We start from the raw sequence: 20,686 nt of genomic DNA, 5'->3' as shown, positions 1-20,686 counted from the left end.
TGTCAAGGGAGGGGTGAAATGCGAAACGTCAAACGCTTGGTATTTTTTGTAGTTGTGCTACTGATCGTGGCGGCAACGGTAGTGTTCATGTTGGAAAATCAGCAGGCCTTCTCGCTAGTGTTCTTCGGCTGGTCCGCACCGAAACTCTCGATAGCTGTACCCGTCATCCTGGCGCTATTGGTCGGTATGATAATTGGGCCAATGTTGGCATGGATAACGGGTTTGCGCAGAAAGCCCAAATCTTTCCGGAGCCTGTAAAGTCGATAGCGCACGTTGCGCTCCCTGGCCAGCTAACCGGTACCCTCATGCGGCGCTCAAGTCGTGAAGGTTACCGACGCGATGAATCCACTGCCCAAGAAAATGTAAATCCGGCCCTCAAACAGATGCTTCCCGCCTGACATCCTGCTAGCCTCCCGCTTCCGTCATTTTGGTCATGTCATGCCAACAAAAATACTGATAACAGGCGCTTCTGGCTTCTTGGGGCGGGCATTGGTCAGTACGTTGAGCGCTGACACCCATCTCAAAATCACGGCAGCGAGTCGTAGCCCCATTCCCGATGTCCCCAGCACCGTGACTCCGTATCTGTTGAGTGATATCAATGCGACGACTGCCTGGAGCGCTGCACTCGATGTCGAGGTAGTCATCCACGCTGCTGCGCGTGTTCACGTAATGAACGACGACGCGGACGACCCGCTCGCCTCATTTCGCGAAGTTAATACGGCTGGCACGCTGAACTTGGCTCAGCAAGCGGCGAAGGCCGGTGTGAAGCGTTTTATCTTCATCAGTTCAGTGAAGGTGAATGGCGAAAGTACGGCTGCGGGTCAAAAATTTCTCGCCGATGACATGTGTGCGCCGTCCGACCCTTACGGTATCTCGAAATACGAAGCGGAACAGGGCTTGATGGAACTCTCCGCCTCCACCGGAATGGAGATCGTGGTTATTCGCCCTGTCCTTGTATACGGTCCGGGAGTCAAAGCAAACTTTCATCAATTAATGCGCATTCTCCGAAGTGGTTTTCCGATGCCCTTGGGAGCAGTGAATAACTCTCGCAGCTTGGTGAGTCTGGACAACCTCATCGATCTCATTCGAGTCTGTCTTGAGCACCCGGCAGCAGCGAACCAAAGATTCCTGGTAAGTGACGGCGACGATGTGTCGACCACTGAACTCGCACGACTGATATTAAAGTTTTCCGGTTCAAAATCCTGGCTAATACCTGTCCCTGACAATCTGATTTTCACTTTGGCAAATCTTGCCGGGCGCGGGGCTTCTGCTCGTCGAGTCTTGGGCTCACTGCAAGTTGATATCGACAAAACTCGGACACTGTTGAACTGGTCGCCACCTGTTTCCCTTCAACGCGGGCTCAAACAGACGGTCGAACACTTTATGAAAGCAGGAAAGAAATGAATTACGGTGAGCTGATCTCGCTGGGGGTGCTAGTTTCATTTGCACTCACTTTCTGTTTAAGACGCTACGCTCTGCACAAGAGCCTGCTGGATATTCCCAACGCCAGAAGTTCGCATTCCACGCCTACTCCTCGAGGCGGTGGTGTTGCAATTGTGGTGAGTCATGTTTTTGCCATGACGCTTCTGGTTGGGGCCGGAATGCTCGACAGTTCTGCGTTTATTGCGATGGCTGGCGCAGGGCTGTTAATTGCGGTGATCGGATTCATCGACGACCACAACCATATACCGGCTCGATGGCGCTTGTTAGGGCACTTTGTTGCGGCAGGGTGGGGCTTGTTCTGGCTAGGGGGCCTTGCGCCACTTAGCTTTCAGGGCGTAACTGTAGACCTGGGGCTCTTGGGAAGCATATTTGCCGCGTTTTATCTGGTGTGGATACTCAATCTCTACAACTTCATGGATGGCATTGACGGCATCGCCAGCGTTGAGGCGTTATGTGTCTGCGGGGGCGCAGTGCTGATTTATGCATTAACTGGCCATCCGGATTTGATTGGGATGCCTCTCGCATTGGCCGCGGCGGTGGCAGGTTTTCTGTTCTGGAATTTCCCACCTGCCAGGATCTTCATGGGAGATGCGGGCAGTGGATTTCTGGGCGTATCCCTTGGTCTCCTGTCCTTGCGGGCAGGTTGGACGTCATCGTCACTGATGTATTCGTGGCTTATTTTGCTCGGGGTATTCGTGGTGGACGCTACATTTACCCTCGGTCGTCGACTGCTGCGTGGCGACAAAGTCTACGAAGCGCACAGGAGTCATGCCTATCAATTTGCTTCTCGTCGCTACGGAGGTCACCTGCCTGTAACGGTCGCCGTGGCAGTAATCAATATTGTATGGCTGATGCCCATTGCGTTGGCGGTAGCGGTGTTCGAGCTGGACGGAATTATTGGTATATTGATTGCTTACCTTCCACTTGTGGCTTTGGCGATCAGGTTTCACGCTGGAGAGTTGGAACATAACGGATAAGCCGCAGTCACTCGTTGTAGAATTAATTATTGCAGTACATTTCACCTGCCCCAAGGAGTAGGGTTGTCTGGGGTTTTGCCGATAGGAGTTTGCGCAGGTGTTTGAGGGAATCATGGGTAAATTACGCGCCTTCCTGGTCGCTTTACCGCGCCGGCAGAAACGGGTAATTCAGGTTGCGACCGATATCGTGCTGGTCTGGTTCGCGCTGTGGATGGCATTTGTGGTGCGCTTGGGTATTGACGACCTGATCAACCCCCTCGAAATACACACCTGGTTATTCGCCAGCGCTCCCGTCATCGCCATCCCGTTGTTTATCCGATTCGGTATGTATCGCGCGGTTATGCGCTATTTCGGCAACGACGCGCTTGTGGCGATCATCAAAGCGGTCAGCCTGTCTGCGTTGATTCTTGGGGTTGTCGTGTATCTCTACAGCAACCACGAACACGTCGTTCCCCGCTCTGTGATGTTCAATTACTGGTGGCTGAGCCTGGTCATGATTGGCGGCCTTCGCTTGGCCATGCGCCAGTATTTCCTGGGCGACTGGTTTGCTGCAGCGCAGCATATGCCGTTCACCAGCCGGGACGATGGCCTGCCCAAAGTGGCGGTTTATGGTGCGGGTGCCGCAGGCAATCAATTGGTCGCGGCGTTGCGAATGGGCCGCGCCATGCGCCCGGTAGCGTTTATCGACGATGACGATTCCATCTCCAATCGGGTCATTTCAGGGCTGCTGGTTTACAAGCCAAAGCATATCCAGCAGATGATTGAATCCACCGGCGCCCAAGAAATCTTGCTGGCGATTCCGTCCTCTGCTCGAGCCCGACGCCGTGAAATTCTCGGGCTTCTGGAAAGCTTCCCGCTGCACGTTCGCAGCGTCCCCAACTTCACTGAATTGGCCGCAGGGCGTGTCAAGGTTGATGATTTGCAGGAGGTGGACATTGGTGACCTGCTTGGACGAGACGCCGTACCGGCACAGCCAGAGCTGCTGAAACATTGCATCACCGATCAGTGCGTTCTGGTCACCGGCGCGGGGGGGTCTATTGGCTCGGAGCTGTGTCGACAGATATTACTTCTCAAACCCACCACGCTGTTGCTGCTGGACCACGGCGAATTCAATCTCTACACAATCCTTTCCGAACTCGAAGAGCGCCTCCAGCGCGAAGCGTTGAACGTAAAACTGCTGCCTATCCTGGGTTCGGTGCGTAACCACGCCAAGCTGCTCGACGTAATGAAGACGTGGCGTGTGAATACGGTCTATCACGCCGCTGCCTACAAACATGTGCCGATGGTTGAACACAACATCGCCGAGGGCGTGATGAACAACGTCATCGGGACACTTAATACCGCTCAAGCCGCTTTACAGGCCGGCGTCGCCAACTTTGTTCTTATTTCCACGGACAAGGCGGTCCGGCCGACCAACGTGATGGGCAGTACCAAACGTCTGGCCGAATTGACCCTGCAAGCCTTGAGTAGAGAAACAGCGCCCGTCATGTATGGCGACCGATCCAACGTGCATCAGGTCAATAAAACCCGATTCATCATGGTGCGGTTCGGCAACGTGCTCGGTTCCTCTGGTTCGGTCATTCCGCTGTTTCACAAGCAGATAAAGTCCGGTGGGCCACTCACTGTTACGCACCCGAAGATCACTCGGTATTTCATGACGATCCCCGAAGCTGCGCAGTTGGTGATTCAGGCGGGATCGATGGGGCAGGGCGGTGATGTGTTCGTGCTGGACATGGGCGAGCCGGTGAAGATTATCGAGCTGGCAGAAAAGATGGTTCATTTGTCGGGCTTGAGTATCCGCTCCGAGAAGAATCCACAGGGTGATATCGCTATTGAGTTCACTGGCCTGCGTCCCGGCGAAAAGTTGTATGAAGAACTTCTGATCGGCGACAACGTTGCAGCCACCAGCCACCCGATGATCATGAGTGCTCACGAGGATCACGTAAGCTGGGATGTTTTCAAGTCACGTCTGTCTGCACTCCTGCAGGCCGTTGAGGACGATGACTACACACTGGTTCGGCAGATACTGCGTGAGACAGTCAGTGGTTATGCGCCTGATGGCGACATCGTTGACTGGATATACCAGCAGCGTCGTCATGAACCGTAATATTTACTGAAAAGTGGCCTTCCGGGCGCCCCACCGGCTAAATGGTGGGTGTGCGTTGCCAGGTAATATCCAGTGACCAGCCCCGTCGTTGACGCCTCAAGACTTTGAACTAGGTTGTAAACAGCAGCTCAGGAACGCTGCTTAAACCTAAACGATGTCATGGAGCGTTATTTATGCGTACTTCCCTTCTCTCAACCCTCGCGTTCGCCTTGTTGACCACGTTCTCGATTGCGGCAACTGCGGCTCCGGCAACTTCAGCCCCGACAGCTGCCTCCCCTTCTACTACAGCGCCAACTGCTCCCGCGGCAGCGATGCAAAAGCCTGAGGGCACTGAGCAAGGCGCCAAGGTCAATCTCAACACCGCCAACGCAGAAACCCTGCAGAAAGAGTTGTCCGGCATTGGCGCTGGCAAGGCCAGCGCCATCGTCGCCTACCGCGAGGAGAACGGATCGTTTACCTCGATAGATGAGCTGATTGAGGTGAAGGGGATTGGTAAAGCCATTCTGGACAAAAACCGCGACAAGCTAGTCATCGAATAACCCAGCGTTTCCAAGAGAGCCGATCACTGATCGGCTTTTTTATGCCCGCTCGATAAACACGCCCATTCCCGCCTTCGCTGATGCCCAAACATCGACGCCTTGACACCGTGAATGTCACTCGCCATATAATCTTCAGATTACAGATGTAATATCGGATCGACTACTGACATTTCGGAGCACTCCAATGAGCACACAAGGCACAGCACTCATCACCGGCGCGTCTTCGGGCATCGGCGCCACGTACGCAGACCGCCTCGCCAAACGCGGGTATGACTTACTCTTGGTGGCGCGTGACAAAGACCGTCTGGAAAAACTCGCCACGCAACTGCGCGACGCCGCTGGCGTCAAGGTCGAGGTGTTGAAAGCCGATTTGACTGATAAGGCTGATATCACGCGCGTGGCGGATCGTTTGCGCAGTGACTCTTCCATCACCCTGCTGTTGAACAACGCCGGCGTGGCCGCCAACAGCACACTGGCCGAAGCAGACCTCAGTGAAGCCGACCGCTTGATCGAGTTAAACATCGTGGCCCTGACTCACTTGTCTTCGGCGGCTGCGGCCGGATTTGTGCAGAACGGCCGTGGGGCGATTCTCAACGTAGCGTCGGTGGTTGCACTGCTGCCGGAGCGATTCAACGCTATCTATACCGCAAGCAAAGCGTATGTTCTAAGCCTGACCCAATCGCTTCACGCTGAAGTGGGCGAGAAGGGCGTGCAGGTCCAGGCTATTTTGCCCGGTGCCACCCGCACTGAAATCTGGGAGCGCGCAGGCATGGACCTCAACGCATTCCCGGCCGAGATGGTGATGAACGTCGATGAAATGGTCGATGCAGCGCTCGACGGATTCGATCAGCGAGAGCTCATCACGATTCCCTCGCTGCCCGACGCCGCCGATTGGGATGCCATGGTCAAAGCGCGGCTGGCGCTGGGCCCGAATCTGTCGCTGCAGCATGCGGCGGCGCGTTACAAGACCACCAGCGCGTAAGGCGCCAGTGAACCTGATCAACAGTAAAAAGGTGATTGCATGAGCGAACGTCGAATCGTAGTAACTGGAATGGGCCTGGTAACGCCTTTGGGCAGTGGTGTCGAGCCCGTATGGCGGCGCTTGCTGGAAGGGCGTTCGGGAATCGTTCAGTTACCCGATGACGTGGTGGCCGACTTGCCGGGCAAGGTGGGTGGTCCGGTGCCGCTGCTGGCCGATGACCCTGAAGCCGGTTTCGATGCGGACGCCGCCGCACCGCCCAAAGAGCAGAAGAAGATGGACCGCTTTATCCTTTTCGCTTTAGGCGCTGCCAAAGAAGCGGTTGCGCAATCGGGCTGGGTTGCTGATACCGACGAGAAGCGCGAGCGAACGGCGACGATCATCGGCTCCGGCGTCGGTGGCTTCGCGTCCATCGCCGATGCAGTCCGCACCACCGACACTCGCGGCCCCCGACGTCTTTCGCCATTCACCATTCCATCGTTTCTGGTCAACCTCGCAGCGGGCCACGTGTCGATCCAGCATGGTTTCAAAGGGCCATTGGGCGCGCCCGTGACCGCTTGCGCAGCGGGCGTTCAAGCCATTGGCGATGCGGCCAGGATGATTCGCTGCGGTGAGGCCGACATTGCCATTTGTGGCGGCGCCGAGGCCTCGATCGATCGCGTGGCATTGGGTGGATTCGCTGCCGCACGTGCGATGTCCAGCGGGTTCAATGACACGCCGGAACGTGCTTCGCGTCCTTTCGATAAGGCCCGGGATGGCTTTGTGATGGGCGAGGGTGCCGGCATCATGGTCATCGAAACTCTGGAACACGCGTTAGCTCGCGGTGCCACGCCGATCGTCGAGCTGGTCGGCTATGGAACCAGTGCTGACGCCTATCACTTGACCGCTGGCCCTGAAGACGGCAGTGGTGCACGACGTGCCATGCAGGCAGCGATTCGTCAGGCGGGTATCCAGGCTGCCGACATCCAGCACCTCAACGCCCATGCGACATCCACCCCTGTGGGCGACAAGGGCGAGATGGCAGCGATCAAGTCGGTTTTCGGTGATCAGAATGGCGTAGCCGTGACCTCAACCAAATCGGCCACCGGTCACTTGCTCGGCGCGGCGGGGGGTATCGAGGCCATATTCACCGCACTGGCGATCCGCGATCAGATCGCGCCCAAGACCCTCAACTTTGAAACTCCCGATGAAGCGGCTCAGGGCATCGACATCGTGCATGGCGAAGCGCGCCCGATGGCGATCGAGTATGCGTTGTCCAACGGTTTTGGTTTTGGTGGGGTCAACGCCAGCGTGTTGTTCCGTCGCTGGCACCCTTGAGATGCTGACGGCGTTCCCCTGATGTTGAGAGGGGAACGTCTGCTCAGGCTTTGCTGGCGTGTCGCTTGAGTTGCTCGCGCGTTGTGTCGAGGATGCGATCGGCCAGCGCGGGGTCGCGTGCACTGCGAGAAAGCACCAGCGCACCGACCAGGGTCGACATCATCATCACGCTCTCGGCGCTGTTGTCATCACCGGGCAGTCGCGACTCAAGGGTGGCGAGCATGCGTTGGATCAGTTCATCAGTGATTTCGCTGGGTTGTCCGCGTTGCCCCAGTTCAGCGGCCATGGTTGGCAGAGGGCAGCCGTTTTCGGGCGCATCGCGGTGGGCGCTGGACAAATACAAATCAATGAAGGCCGCCGCAGAGTTATCTGTTCCCAGCTTTTCCTTGTTGGACTCCACAAGCTTGTCGACTGCACAGCGCAAGGCTTTCTCGACCAAATCATCCTTGGATTTGAAGTGGGCATAAAAACCCCCGTGGGTCAGGCCCAACGCCTTCATCAATGGCTGCAGGCCTGTTGCACCGATGCCGTCTTTACGAAACCGCTCGGACGCTTCATGCAGAATCCGTTGATGAGTTTGGGCTTTATGATCTTCGGCGTAACGCATTGAACGAGCCTCCTGACTATGGCTCTTGGAATGTTGGTTGACATTCTCACATGGATGACAAGCCGATGCAGTATCCACTTTTCGGGCCAGGTCGCCATCGGTCAGTTGGTCGCAGCGCATATATGTCGAGATTAAGGTAGCGGTGAACGCGTTACTTAGGTCCCATCATCTTCGCCAATGCTTCAGGCCGTGGCGCGCCTTGTTGCTGCTGGACGTTGCCGTCCTCATCTTTGTAGAAAATCGAAGGGGTGGCTGACAGCCCCATGTCTTCCATCAGTTTCATGTTGGCGTCGAGTTTGGTCTGGATGTCCTTGGGGATGCTGCTCAAGGCTTTGAGCGAACTGCCTTTGCCTGCGGCCTCGTGTTTTTCCAGTGCCAGTTCCGGGTTTTTGTCCATTAACAAGGCAGCCGCTTTGGCGGCGCTGTCTTCGCGGATGATGCCGACCATGATGTGGCGCAACTGCACTTTGCCGGACTTGACCCAAGGCCGCGCCTGTTCCCAGAACAGGTTGCAGTAAGGACAATTGGCGTCGCTGAACAGGTAGATTACTTTGGGCGCGGTATTGGACCCGTCGGCAATCCAGGTGCTGCTTTGCATCTGGTTCCACATGGCTTTGGTCATGGGTTCATAAATCAGTTTTTGCAGTGGAGCCTGGCTGAGGTCTTCACCTTTTTCATCGAACAGATTACCTGCCAATACGTGCTTGCCGTCGGCTGTCAGGTACAGCGCCATGCCTTGATTCTGGTATTGCGCGGCATACCCTTTGAGCCCGCCGGGGGCATCAAAACCGCCCTTGATGATTGCGCCCTTTGCTTCCAGCGCTTTTATCGCCGGGGGCAGCTCTTCGGCCTGCACCAGTACACTCTGCATCGCCATCAAGCCGGCGGTGATCACTAACGCATAACGGATCAGGCTCATTGAGCACTCCTTGGGACTGTATGAAGAGCAGGGTGTGATGTGGTGATTAAGACGGTATTAACGACGCGTTGTTCGCTCTGCTGCGCCACAACCTGTAGCAGCCAATTCGTTGGCGAGCCGGACTACGCGGTGGGTCAGTGTTGCGTCTCGCAAGCATGTTCTCTCCCGCAGCTGTGAGTTGATCAAATGGCATAATCGCGCCTTAATCCCTGCACGCTTCAATAGCCCTTTTTTCGAGCCTGCCCATGCACGTATTGCTCTGCGAAGACGATGATCTGATTGCCAGCGGCATTGTCGCAGGCCTGGATGCACAGGGGCTGACGGTGGATCGTGTGGCCACAGCGTCTGCTGCGCGGGCGATGCTGGCGGCGGCGCATTTCGACGTGATGGTGCTGGACCTCGGGCTGCCAGACGAGGATGGCCTCAAGCTGCTTCGCCAGTTACGTCAGCAGCGCATTGAGCTGCCGGTGCTGATTCTCACCGCCCGCGACACCGTGACCGACCGTGTCGACGGCTTGCAGGCAGGGGCCGATGACTACCTGCTTAAACCGTTCGACCTTCGCGAACTCAGCGCCCGATTGCACACGCTGATCCGCCGCATGGCCGGGCGCAGCGTCAATGTCATCGAGCATGGTTGCCTGACTTATGATCCCAGCAGTCGTGAAGCTCGCTTGGCAGGCCAGCCGGTCGATCTTTCCCGTCGGGAGCAGGCGCTGTTGCATGCCCTGATGCACAACCACGGTCGCGTCATGTCTGGCGAGCAACTGAAAGATTGCGTTTACGGCTTTGGCGATGAGGTGGAGAGCAACGCTCTCAATGTTCACATTCACCATCTCAGGCGCAAACTTGGCGGCGGCATTATCGAGACCGTGCGCGGCTTGGGCTATCGCCTGGGACCGGCCGGCCACGACGCAGAGCAGAACGCCCAATGATGAGCCTGAGACTGCGCCTGAGCCTGACCTTGGGCTGCGCTTTCATAGCGATCTGGATTCTCGCTGCAGCCTGGATGCTCCTGGACCTTCGGATGCAAATGATGGATTCACTCGACCAGCGCCTGGCGGCTTCGGCGCGAATGGTCGCCGGGCTGATGGATCAGATGGAAATGCCCGAACAGCAGGGCGGTGGCATCAATGCCGAGCGTCTGGCGGTGTCCAGCCCGATGGCCTGTGAAGTCAGCTCATTGCGCGGAGAAATCCTCGCCCGCAGTCACAACACGCCTGACTCGCCTTTGACCGCCGACGAAAGCGGTTATCGCGATCAGGTCATCAACGGGGAAAGCTGGCGCAGCTTTACCCTGACCCACGGCGATGTGCGAATTACCACTGCTGACCGCCAGCAAGAGCGCGATGTGCTCGGACGTTCCGTATTGCTCGCAGCCTCCGTACCGGTGCTGGTGGCGCTGCTGGGCAGTCTGGCGGTGCTCTGGCTGGTGATCGGTCGCGGCCTGGCGCCGCTCAATCGCATGCGCGACGCCCTGAAACGTCGTACTGCCGACTCCCTCGAACCGTTGGACGTGCCGGGGTTGCCTCACGAATTGCAGCCGCTGCTCAAGACCCAGAACCAACTGTTCCAGCGCATCGCCCAGACCCTGGAGCGCGAGCGCCGCCTGACCGGGGATGCCGCACACGAACTGCGCAGCCCGCTGACCGCCATCAAGACACACCTGCAAGTGGCGCAAATGACCGAAGGTCCGACGCGAGACAAAGCACTTGCCCACGCAGAAGAGGGTGCTGATCGCATGCACCGCACGCTGGAGCAGTTGCTGCTGCTGGCGCGTGTCGAAGGCAGCCTGTCGTTCGACGACGGCGTGCTTTGTGACGCCGAGAAGGTCGCGCGGTTGGCAATCCACGACGCGGTCCACGGCAATGAGCAATGCGTCGAGCTGGTCATCATTGATCAGGTGTCAACGGCCCCGGTAGACATGCCTGCCGTGCTGGCCATTGCTGCGCTGCGCAATCTGCTGGACAACGCCTTGCGCCATACCGCGCAGAACACGCGTGTCGAGCTGACCCTGCGGACTGTTGCAGGTCAGGCGCGTTTTGTTGTGCGCGATCACGGGGCCGGCATCCCGGAACCGGATATGGACAAGCTCACCCAACGCTTCTGGCGTAACGGTAACAGTCCCGGCGCCGGGCTTGGCCTGGCCATCGTTCAGGCGATCGCCTTGCGCTGTGCATGTTCGTTGCGTTTCGACAGCCGCGCCGATGGCTTGCGGGTCGAGTTGCAGATGCCGCTGCAAAAAAGCCCCTTGCCCGACAGTATTTGACTGATGTTGGCCGCTACCCCTCAACAGCCTTCAGTTCGGGCGTCGGCTCGACCACTGCTTTGTGTCGACGAAAGCGCATCACCAACCCGTACAGCAGCGGCACGAAAAATAGCGTCAGCACCGTCGCGCTGAGCATGCCACCGAACACGCTGGTGCCAATCGCCCGCTGACTGGCTGAGCCCGGGCCGGTGGCGAGCATCAATGGCAGCACGCCAAAGATGAATGCCAGCGACGTCATGACGATCGGACGCAGGCGCATCCGCGCAGCCTCAAGCGCTGCGTGCAGCACTGAAGCCCCTTGGCGGTGCAGGGTTTCGGCGACTTCGATGATCAGGATCGCGTTCTTCGCCGACAGCCCGATCACGGTAATCAACCCGACCTTGAAGTACAGGTCATCCGGCAAGCCGCGCAGAGTGGTTGCCAGCAGCGCACCGATTGCGCCCAGCGGGATCGCCAGGATCACCGCCAGCGGGATCGACCAGCTTTCGTACAGCGCCGCCAGACAGAAGAAAATCACCATGATCGACAGGCCGAACAACACCGGCATCTGGTTGCTCGACACACGCTCCTGATAAGACTGTCCCGACCATTCCAGCCCAAACCCCCCAGGCAGCTCATCCACTATCCGGGTTAGGGCGTCCATGGCCTGGCGGGTGCTGTAGCCCTTGGCCGGCGCGCCGCTGATTTGCAGCGCTTCGAAGCCGTTGAAGTGCTCGATCTCAAGCGCATCGACGGTCCAGCGCATGCTGACGAAAGCACTCAGCGGGACCATGTCACCCGCTTTGTTTCGCACTCGCGCCTGCAGAAGGCTCTTCGGTTGCTGACGGTCCTTGCCCTCGGCCTGAACGATGATCCGACGCACCTGATTGTTGTAGATAAAGTCCCCCAGATAGTCGGAGCCATACAGGGTGGCCATGGTCTGGTTTATCTCGTTCAGGGACACGCCCATGCTCTGGGCCTTGAGCCGGTCGATCGACACCCGCAATTGCGGCGCATCGTCCTGACCCGAGAACGACATGTTCACCAGCGCCGGGTCTTTGGCCGCCAGTGCCAGTAACTGGTTTTTCGCGTCGATCAGCGCGTCATGTCCCAACCCGCTGCGATCCTGCAGGCGCAAGTCGATCCCTTCGATGCGGCCCATCGACGGCAGCGGCGGGGTGTTGATTGCCTTGATCTGTGCCTTCGGATGACGCGCGGTGCCGTGCTCGAAGTGCTGATTGACACGTTCAAGGATCGCATCCAGTTGCTGATCGGGCTGTTTACGCAGGCTCCAGTCGATGAGGGTCGGCCAGATCATGCCGGCATTCTGTCCATCACCGAAATAGCTGAAACCCTGCATGGCAAAGAGGCTGGCGATGTTCGGGTCGGTTTTCATGAAGGCCTGCACCTCGTCCAGCACCTCCCGGGTATCGGCTTGAGTGGAACCGGTAGGCAGCAGGATCACGGTGGCGAAGCCGCCTTTGTCTTCGCTGGGCAAAAAGGCGCCCGGCAAGCGCACCGTCAGCAGTGCCATGACTGCGAACAGTGCCAGATACAACAGCAGAAAACGCACGGGACGACGCAGGAAGCCGGTGAGGCTGTGGGAGTAAAAGCGCGCGAGCGCCGGGCTGTGTCGTGTGAGTCGGCCTTCGGAGTTTTTGTGTTCCACAGGTTTGAGCAGCGTTGCACACAGCGCGGGGGTAAAGGTCAGAGCGAGAAACGCCGACAACAACATCGGCACGGCCAGCGCTACGGAAAACTGCCGGTAGATCTGCCCGACGGCGCCTTGGAACAGTGCCATGGGGATGAACACCGCAGTCAGCACCAGCGTAATTGCGATGATCGCGCCGCTGATTTGGCCCATGGCTTTGAGGGTGGCCTGTTTTGCCGGCAAGCCTTCTTCGCGCATGATGCGCTCGACGTTCTCCACCACGACAATGGCGTCGTCCACCAGAATGCCGATCGCCAGGACCATGCCGAACATCGTCAGCACATTCAGCGAAAAGCCCAGCATCCACATCACACCGCACGTGCCCGCCAGCGCGATCGGTACCACCAGCCCTGGAATCAACGTCGCTCGCCAACTGCCGAGAAACAGCCACATCACCAGGAACACGAGCACCATCGCCTCGATCAGCGTATAGCCAACTTTCACGATGGACAGTTTGACGAACACCGACGTATCGAACGCGGTCTGGTAGTGCATGCCCGGTGGGAACTGCACGGCCAGCGTATCCATGGTCTTTTTCACCGCCTCGGTGGTGCTCAAGGCATTGGCGCCGGACGCCAGCTTGATCGAGATCGCCCCGGCATAGCGCCCGTTGACGAACGCCGGGTAGTCGTAATTGTTGCCCCCGAGTTCGACCCGCGCGACATCCGCGACGCGCAACGCCGAGCCGTCGTTGTTGACACGCAATGCGATGGCGCCGAAGGCATAAGGCGTGTCGAGGTCTTCCTGAACGGTCAGCGGCGCAGTGATGGCGGTGTTCGCAGGGGAGGGCGACGCGCCTATGGCCCCCAGCGTGATGCGCTGATTCTGCAGGCTGATCGCATCGATCAATTCGGTGGTGGTAATGCCGGTGGCGGTGAGCTTGTGCACATCAGGCCAGATACGCATGGCGTATTCAGGACTGTAGACCTCGACCTGACCGACGCCTGGCACTCGCAACAACGCAGGTCGCACGATGCTGGTAGCAAAGTCCCCCAGCTGGATGTCATCGACGCTGGGGTTATCGGCAGTCAGTGTCACGAACAGCAACTGGTTTTCGCCGCTTTGCTCCACCTCGATGCCTTGGCGCCGAACGCTTTCGGGCAATCGCTCTTCGACCCGGCGAATGCGGTTTTGCACCTCAACAGCGGCTAGTTTGGTGTTGGTGCCGGTTTCGAAATACAGACTCAGCTCAACCAGGCTCTCGGAGCTGGTCGAGTTGAAATAAAGCAAGCCGGGAATCCCGTTCAGCTCGCGCTCGATCACTGAAGTCACCGTGCGCTCGGCGACTTCCGGCGATGCGCCAGGGTAAGTGGCGGAGATAGTGACCCTGGGCGGTGCAACGTTGGGGTATTGCTCGACCGACAATTTGGACGCAGCAAAGCCACCGGCCAGCACGATGAATATCGCGATCACCCAAGCCATTACCGGGCGATCAATGAAGAAGGTGGACATGAACTTCCCTATTGGCGCTGGGCCACACTGCTATTGCTGGTCAAAGGCTTCGCTTCCACTGCTTGCCCATTGCTCAAGGCCCCGCCATCAAGGATCACGCGCTCACCCCCGGACAGGCCTGAAGTCACCCGCCATTGCTTGCCCTCCAGAGTGTCCGCAGTAATCGGGACCTGCCGCGCATGGCCGTTATCGTCCAGCATGACGAACGCGCCGGTGCGAGTGCGGGTCAGCGCATGCTGAGGAATCAGCACCGCCGCTTGCGCTTCGGGATGCTCGAACTCCACTTGCACATACATGCCGGGCAGTAACAGATGATCGGGGTTGCTGAACAACGCACGCATGGCGACGGTGTCGGTGAGCGGATCAACGGCCGTGTCGGAAAACAATAGCTTGCCCGGCGTGCCGTACAACGAGCCATCCCCCAGGCGCACATTCACTGGCATGGGTGAGTTGTCTTTTTCCAGGACTACGGTGGCCTTGCGCAGGGCCAGAAACTCATTGGCCGGTTGCGAGAAATTCACATAAATCGGGTCGATCTGCTCAACCGTGGTCAGCTTCGTGCCTTCGTCCTGGCCGACCATTGCCCCTTCAGTGATCATTGCCCGCCGCGCGCGCCCGGCAATGGGCGACGTGACACTGGCGTAATCGAGCTGCAACCGAGCACTGCGCACCTTCGCGGCCGCCAGTTGCTCAGCGGCGCGCAACTGTTTCTCGAGGAACAAATCTTTGCGGTACTGCTGAATGCTGATCGAATCGTAGTCGCGCAGTTGCTTGGAACGCTGCGCGACATCGGTGGCGGCGTCGGCGGTGGCACCCGCTTGGGCAAGCTCAGCCTCGGCAGCGGCGAGACTGGCTTTCATCGGCGCCGGGTCAATCAGAAACAGCAAGGCCCCGGCTTTGACGTCCGAACCCTCTACATACGTGCGCTTCTCGACGATACCCGCTACCCGCGCGCGGATCTCTGCGGTGCGATAGGCCTCCAGACGACCGGTCAACACGGTTGTGGGGGGCTGGCTTGAACGTACGGCGATGACCACATCGACCAGTGTCTTTTTATCGGCGAGCGCGGTGGTCGGGGTCTTTTCACAGCCGCTCAGCAGGGATCCGAGGGCTATCAGACAAACAAGGGTGGTACGCAAAAACCTGACAGCGGGCATTCGCAAACTCAGATAAACAAGAAATGTTCTCAATCGTACACGTCCCTGCGACAACAATCGGAATATTTATATATCGGCCAAGCGTGCGATGAGAGCAAATCTCGAGCCAAGGTTGAAAGGGCTACTCAATCGCGCGGCCAATTCTACTCTTGCTTGTGGTCATGTAATTCCCACGTGGGTCCTACGACTGCGTCGGATGCTTCCCTATTTGCTCATCCGTCAGACAACCCTTTGATTCTGCGGCCTAATCCCGGACAATCGCGCCCCTTTCCCTGTAGAGAACCGGTCAGGGGCGCCGACTGCCACGTTATTCGACGCGCTTTTGACCATGTAGCTATCACCGGCAACGGAGACATCGACCGGATGAATGATCAGGCCAACAGCGTCGAAGAACGCTTCGACACCGCGCCCGCAAGCGTGACTTCCTGGAACCGCCACGACACGACCTGGATGCTCGGGCTGTTCGGCACCGCGATCGGAGCGGGCACGTTGTTCCTGCCGATCAACGCCGGTATTGGCGGCTTTTGGCCGTTGGTGATCCTTGCGCTGCTGGCATTTCCGATGACGTTTTACGCGCACCGCGGGTTGACACGATTCGTGTTGTCGGGCCGTGAGGGCGCTGATATTACCGAGGTGGTCGAACAGCATTTCGGCAAGACCGCCGGTGCGTTGATCACGTTGCTGTACTTTTTCGCTGTGTTCCCGATCCTGCTGATTTACAGCGTCGCGTTGACCAATACCGTGGCGAGTTTCCTTGAGCATCAATTGCATGTTCAACCGCCACCGCGTGCCATTCTCGCCTTCGTGTTGATTCTTGGGTTGCTGGCAGTGGTGCGGTGCGGCGAGCGGATGATCGTCAAGGCTATGAGTCTGATGGTCTATCCCTTCATCGTCGCGCTGTTGTTTCTGGCGGTGTTTCTGGTGCCGCACTGGACCGGCGGGATTCTGTCCACTGCTACCACCTTGCCTGCGCCCTCGTCGATGCTGCACACGTTATGGCTGGCGATTCCGGTCATGGTGTTTTCGTTTAACCACTCGCCGATCATCTCGGCGTTTGCGGTCGACCAGAAGCGCCAGTACGGCGTGCATGCCGAACAACGCAGTTCGCAAATCCTCGCCCGCGCCCACGGTTTGATGGTGGTGATGGTGCTGTTCTTCGTCTTCAGTTGCGTGCTGACGCTGTCGCCTGAGCAATTGGCCGAAGCGAAAGCGCAGAACCTGTCGATCCTGTCGTATCTGGCGAACCACTTCAGTAATCCGACCATCGCATTCGCCGCGCCGTTGATTGCGTTCGTGGCCATTACCAAATCGTTTCTGGGCCACTACATTGGCGCCAGCGAAGGGCTCAAAGGTCTGGTGGTGAAGACCGGGCGTCGCCCGTCGCCGCGCACGCTGGATCGTCTGACCGCAGGGTTCATGCTGGTGGTGTGCTGGCTGGTGGCGACCCTTAACCCGAGCATCCTGGGCATGATCGAAACCCTGGGCGGCCCGGTGATTGCTGCGCTGCTGTTTCTGATGCCGATGTACGCCATCCACAAAGTCCCTGCCATGCGCCAATACGCAGGCAAGTTTTCCAACGTGTTCGTGGTGGTGGTTGGTGTGGTGGCTATTTCGGCTTTGGTGTATTCGCTGATGCAGTGAGGCGAGTCCAATAGCCTTCGCGCTTGATACGCAGGACATATGGGGGCGGACCTGTCCGCAAAGGGGCCGGTACAGCCGATGCATCTTCGTCGCCGGGCCTATTCCCTTCGCGGACGGGTCCGCTGCCACATTGGATCTGACGCGCTGCTGATTTTTCTGGGCTGCGAAGTTAGCGGCCCGCTTTGCCTGATACTCCGCATCCTCAGCTTCGCGGGCAAGCCTCGCTCCAACAGAATCTGGATCGCGTTTCAAATAGTGACTCACCCAAAACGTGTAGGAACTGACGAGCAGCGCGAAGCTGCGATGCGGTGTGTCGGACATAGCGCAATCGCAGCCCTTCGGCACTTCCCCAGAGCGGTGTTACCGCACGCGCAGTAAAGTGCAAATTTATCGGCACTTATCTCATTCCCCGCGCTCCACTTAAAGGCAGGGTCTGACTCTGTTCATGCCTGCACCGTTCCTGATTCCTCTCCATTGGTCGTTGTGCAACAAAAGGTACGCTTGAACCCTCATCACGCCTGATTCAGAGCCGCCGGTCACTATTCGTTTAGTTGATAGTTACCATCAAAAATCGCGAGTTCTGTTTTTCCGGCAAAAGAGGAGGATAGCCCTATACCGAACTGGCTTTACCTGGGAGATACGCGATGAGAATTTCTGTCCTGCTGGCTCTTGTCGCCGTGTTGACCGGTGGCGCCGCCGCCACTGTTCCGGCCTACGCCGCTGAAGAACAAGCGTGTCACTTCACCCCTGTTGCCGACAGCAGCATGGGGCTGCAATCTAACCAGTCGGTGGGTGTGATCTACAGCGAAAACACCGTCAGTAATATTGAATACCTCGAGCGTTATCACTCCATGGCGCTCAAAGGCGTCAAGAACAGCACCCTCGATTCGCGCATCCGCCAGGCCTTCGTCAACAGCTCTGATCCAAAGCTGGCCATTGACTGGCTCAAGGCTTCCCTTGAGAAGCAGTTCGCTTCCGTCACCGTTTACGACAACCTCGATGCCGTGATGCAAGCGCGCCCCGACGTGGTGGTGATGCTCGACACCTACAACCGTCTAGTGACCCAGCGTAATACGCAGGTCGAGGCGCGTTTCGAGGCGAAGTTCTACGATGCTAATCTGCAGTACATCGGCAAGGCTGAAGGTTGGGGTGGCAAGGAGCTGTCATCGGTGTGGGTGCACGACAAGGCTGCACCGGAAATCGCTGCGCAGATCGATCAGCAGCGCGATTTGCAAGTGAATGCCTTGAAGCAGTTCGACGCTTCGCTCAAAGCGCTGGTGACCTCGGGTCAAGTGGCACAGGTCGCGAAAAACTGAATCCACGCACCTCTTGCATATCCGTCCCAAGAACCGACGCTCCCTGCGTCGGTTTTTTTATGGCCTGACCAAGGCCGGGAGCGGGCGCAGCCGTCTTTTGATCAGTAGTTACGGGTGCGTTGATATACCCAGGTATGAATCGCTCAAACCAATACGCTAGCTGTACCCACTTGTGCATGAGCGACAGCTTCACTCCCCGCCATTACATTACTGACACGCCGCACGCAAAGGCTCTGCCAGAGCCTGTCAGTTTTCATTTGTCATGCAGTCAGTCGGCTATCCATCTCACTAACGGGGCATCTGCCCAGGTGGCTGAAATGCTGAACAGAAACGATCTGCGCCACGCTGACATCAATCTTCTGGTGGTCTTCGAAGCCATGATGCATGAACGCAATGTCAGCCGTGTCGGCGAGAAGTTGTTTCTCGGCCAGCCCACCATCAGCAACGCGCTGGGGCGTTTGCGCACAATGTTCGATGACCCGCTGTTCATCCGCAACGGCCGTTCGATGGAGCCGACGGCGCGGGCTGAGGAGTTGTTTCAGATTCTCACTCCTGCCCTCGATACCATTGCCATCGCCCTGAGCCAGACCTGTGAGTTCGATCCGGCCACCAGTGACGCGACGTTTCACATCGGCTTGTCCGACGACGTCGAGTACGCGCTGCTGCCGCCGCTCTTGCACTGCCTTCGGCGTGAGGCGCCGGGCATCAAACTGGTGATCCATCGTGCTGATTGCAGCCGCATGCCGACCTTGTTGGCTAATGGTGAAATCTCCGTAGGCATCAGCTACACCGGCGATTTGCCGGCCAATGCGAAACGCAAATTCCTGCGCATGATTCATCCGATGGTGCTGCGTGCCGATGCGAGCAAATCGGCGCTGACCCTGGATGAATTCTGTCAGCGGCCTCATGCGACAGTGTCGTCCATGGTCAACCTTGCCGATGACACCGACAACGCGCTTAAGCGCCTCAAACGTCAGCGTCAGGTGATGCTCGCGGTGCCACAGTTCAGCGGACTGCCCGTGTTGCTGGCGCAGAGCGACTTGCTGGCGGTAGTCCCCGATTACGTGGCCAAGGCCATGGCAGGCAGCGGGGGCCTGAGCGCTGAATTTGCGCCCATCGATTTGCCGGGCTTTGAGTTGTCGATGGTCTGGCGCGGTGTCAGTCACAGTGATCCGGGCGAACGCTGGTTACGCTCGCGGTTCAGTGAGTGCCTGAGTGACAACAGCCGTCAGCCTATGGCCATCGCGGCCGCCTGACCACGGGGCGCTGATGTTCGGCGCCTCGGCAGTCAACGATGATCAGGCGATGGTGTCGACCACGCCGCCGTCCACGCGCAACGCTGCGCCTGTGGTGGCCGACGCCTGTTTGGACGACACGTATACCACCATGTTCGCCACTTCCTCGATGCTTGCGGCACGCTGAATGATTGAGCTTGGCCGATGGGCCATGACGAAATCGGCAGCGGCGTCTTCCAGGGACTTGCCTGTTTTGGCTAATTCATCCTTGAGCATCTCGGCAACGCCTTCGGACAGTGTGGGGCCTGGCATTACCGCGTTGACCGTCACGCCGGTCCCGGCCATGCGTTTGGCCAATCCGCGGGACACCGACAGATTGGAGGTCTTGGTGAAACCGTAGTGGATCATGTCTGCGGGAATGTTTAAGCCCGACTCGGAAGAGATGAACACAATACGGCCCCAACCGCGCTCGGCCATGGCCTTTGCGTAAGCGCGCGACAGGCGAATGCCGGACATGACGTTGACGTCGAAGAAACGCTGCCAGACATCGTCCGGGGTTTCGAAGAAGTCCTGCGGGCCATAGATGCCGACGTTGTTGATCAGAATGTCGACGTTCGGTACGGCGGCGACCAGTTCCTCACAGCCGCTGGCGCTGCCCACGTCCGTGGCGACACCGCGCACCTTGGCGTTGGGCACTTCTCTCTGAATGTTGGCGACGGCGGCGTCGACCGCCTCTTGCTTGCGCCCGTTGACGATCACCTGCGCCCCCGTACCCGCAAGGCCTTTAGCGATGGCGTAGCCGATGCCCAGCGTTGAGCCGGTGACTAATGCGGTTTTGCCGGTCAGATCAATGTTCATGTCGGAGTGCTCCTTGATGGTGAAAGATCGTGCTGAAGGGATGAATGAGGATAGACCGTGAGATGAGGTGATGGGGCCTGTGAGATATCAGCCCCGCTGCAGTTCCGCTTCTGCCGAAGGCGTAGGAGCCTTGCTTGCAGGCGATGGGCTGCGAAGCGGCCCTAAATCCAGCCGCTTCTATCG

At 58.2% G+C, this 20,686-nt stretch carries 17 protein-coding genes; 12 read left to right on the top strand and 5 right to left on the bottom strand.

Annotation, left to right across the window (positions count from 1 at the left end; genetic code table 11):
• Nucleotides 1-18: 18 nt before the first annotated feature.
• The 7 genes from ACWKWM_RS13575 to fabF all read left to right on the top strand — a co-directional run bounded on the left by ACWKWM_RS13575 (nt 19) and on the right by fabF (nt 7,362).
• A complete protein-coding gene (locus ACWKWM_RS13575) occupies nt 19-258 on the top strand; it encodes a DUF1049 domain-containing protein (RefSeq protein WP_483846626.1) in 240 nt (79 codons plus the stop codon).
• A 180-nt stretch (nt 259-438) separates the two neighbouring features.
• Nucleotides 439-1,404, top strand: a complete 966-nt coding sequence (locus tag ACWKWM_RS13570) for a UDP-glucose 4-epimerase family protein (protein ID WP_483846625.1) — start codon at nt 439-441, stop codon at nt 1,402-1,404.
• Complete coding sequence (locus ACWKWM_RS13565; protein ID WP_483846624.1) at nt 1,401-2,420, top strand: MraY family glycosyltransferase; 1,020 nt, start codon at nt 1,401-1,403, stop codon at nt 2,418-2,420. The genes ACWKWM_RS13570 and ACWKWM_RS13565 overlap by 4 nt, the downstream gene beginning before the upstream one ends.
• Before the next feature lie 112 nt (nt 2,421-2,532).
• Nucleotides 2,533-4,527: a polysaccharide biosynthesis protein gene (locus ACWKWM_RS13560; protein ID WP_483846623.1), complete on the top strand. Its 1,995-nt coding sequence runs from the start codon at nt 2,533-2,535 to the stop codon at nt 4,525-4,527.
• Between the two features lie 173 nt (nt 4,528-4,700).
• Entirely contained in the window at nt 4,701-5,066 is a 366-nt protein-coding gene (locus tag ACWKWM_RS13555; RefSeq protein ID WP_483846622.1) for a ComEA family DNA-binding protein, read from the top strand.
• A gap of 184 nt (nt 5,067-5,250) precedes the next feature.
• The gene (locus tag ACWKWM_RS13550; RefSeq protein ID WP_483846621.1) at nt 5,251-6,048 is read left to right on the top strand and encodes an SDR family NAD(P)-dependent oxidoreductase; all 798 of its coding nucleotides are present in this window, start codon (nt 5,251-5,253) and stop codon (nt 6,046-6,048) included.
• Nucleotides 6,049-6,087: 39 nt separating this feature from the next.
• Nucleotides 6,088-7,362, top strand: a complete 1,275-nt coding sequence (fabF, locus tag ACWKWM_RS13545) for a beta-ketoacyl-ACP synthase II (RefSeq protein WP_483846620.1) — start codon at nt 6,088-6,090, stop codon at nt 7,360-7,362.
• A gap of 43 nt (nt 7,363-7,405) precedes the next feature.
• Here fabF and ACWKWM_RS13540 read toward each other — a convergent pair whose 3' ends face one another.
• Both ACWKWM_RS13540 and dsbG read right to left on the bottom strand, forming a co-directional pair.
• Nucleotides 7,406-7,969: a TetR/AcrR family transcriptional regulator gene (locus ACWKWM_RS13540; RefSeq protein ID WP_483846619.1), complete on the bottom strand. Its 564-nt coding sequence runs from the start codon at nt 7,967-7,969 to the stop codon at nt 7,406-7,408.
• 151 nt (nt 7,970-8,120) lie between these two features.
• A complete protein-coding gene (gene dsbG, locus ACWKWM_RS13535) occupies nt 8,121-8,888 on the bottom strand; it encodes a thiol:disulfide interchange protein DsbG (RefSeq protein ID WP_483846618.1) in 768 nt (255 codons plus the stop codon).
• Between the two features lie 245 nt (nt 8,889-9,133).
• Between dsbG and ACWKWM_RS13530 the strand changes: the two genes are divergently transcribed.
• Entirely contained in the window at nt 9,134-9,820 is a 687-nt protein-coding gene (locus ACWKWM_RS13530) for a response regulator (RefSeq protein WP_483846617.1), read from the top strand.
• Complete coding sequence (locus ACWKWM_RS13525; protein WP_483846713.1) at nt 9,820-11,154, top strand: ATP-binding protein; 1,335 nt, start codon at nt 9,820-9,822, stop codon at nt 11,152-11,154. The genes ACWKWM_RS13530 and ACWKWM_RS13525 overlap by 1 nt, the downstream gene beginning before the upstream one ends.
• A gap of 13 nt (nt 11,155-11,167) precedes the next feature.
• Here ACWKWM_RS13525 and ACWKWM_RS13520 read toward each other — a convergent pair whose 3' ends face one another.
• A complete protein-coding gene (locus ACWKWM_RS13520; RefSeq protein ID WP_483846616.1) occupies nt 11,168-14,296 on the bottom strand; it encodes a multidrug efflux RND transporter permease subunit in 3,129 nt (1,042 codons plus the stop codon).
• An 8-nt stretch (nt 14,297-14,304) separates the two neighbouring features.
• Nucleotides 14,305-15,453 carry an efflux RND transporter periplasmic adaptor subunit gene (locus tag ACWKWM_RS13515; protein ID WP_483846615.1) on the bottom strand — a complete coding sequence of 383 codons (1,149 nt, stop codon included), beginning with the start codon at nt 15,451-15,453 and terminating at the stop codon, nt 14,305-14,307.
• A 363-nt stretch (nt 15,454-15,816) separates the two neighbouring features.
• On the opposite strand from ACWKWM_RS13515, the gene ACWKWM_RS13510 reads away from it, so the two are divergent.
• The 3 genes from ACWKWM_RS13510 (at nt 15,817) to ACWKWM_RS13500 (ending at nt 19,666) form a co-directional block, all read left to right on the top strand.
• Nucleotides 15,817-17,094, top strand: coding sequence for a serine/threonine transporter (locus ACWKWM_RS13510; RefSeq protein ID WP_483846614.1), 1,278 nt, complete (start codon nt 15,817-15,819; stop codon nt 17,092-17,094).
• Between the two features lie 644 nt (nt 17,095-17,738).
• Nucleotides 17,739-18,410 (top strand): ATPase, encoded by a 672-nt coding sequence (locus ACWKWM_RS13505; RefSeq protein WP_483846613.1) that lies wholly within the window; start codon nt 17,739-17,741, stop codon nt 18,408-18,410.
• A 317-nt stretch (nt 18,411-18,727) separates the two neighbouring features.
• Complete coding sequence (locus ACWKWM_RS13500; RefSeq protein WP_483846612.1) at nt 18,728-19,666, top strand: LysR family transcriptional regulator; 939 nt, start codon at nt 18,728-18,730, stop codon at nt 19,664-19,666.
• A 42-nt stretch (nt 19,667-19,708) separates the two neighbouring features.
• Here ACWKWM_RS13500 and ACWKWM_RS13495 read toward each other — a convergent pair whose 3' ends face one another.
• Nucleotides 19,709-20,503, bottom strand: coding sequence for an SDR family NAD(P)-dependent oxidoreductase (locus tag ACWKWM_RS13495; protein ID WP_483846611.1), 795 nt, complete (start codon nt 20,501-20,503; stop codon nt 19,709-19,711).
• Nucleotides 20,504-20,686: the final 183 nt, after the last annotated feature.

It is taken from the genome of Pseudomonas rosaeacicularis, assembly GCF_057128745.1.
This window is presented reverse-complemented; position numbering and strand designations above follow the sequence as displayed.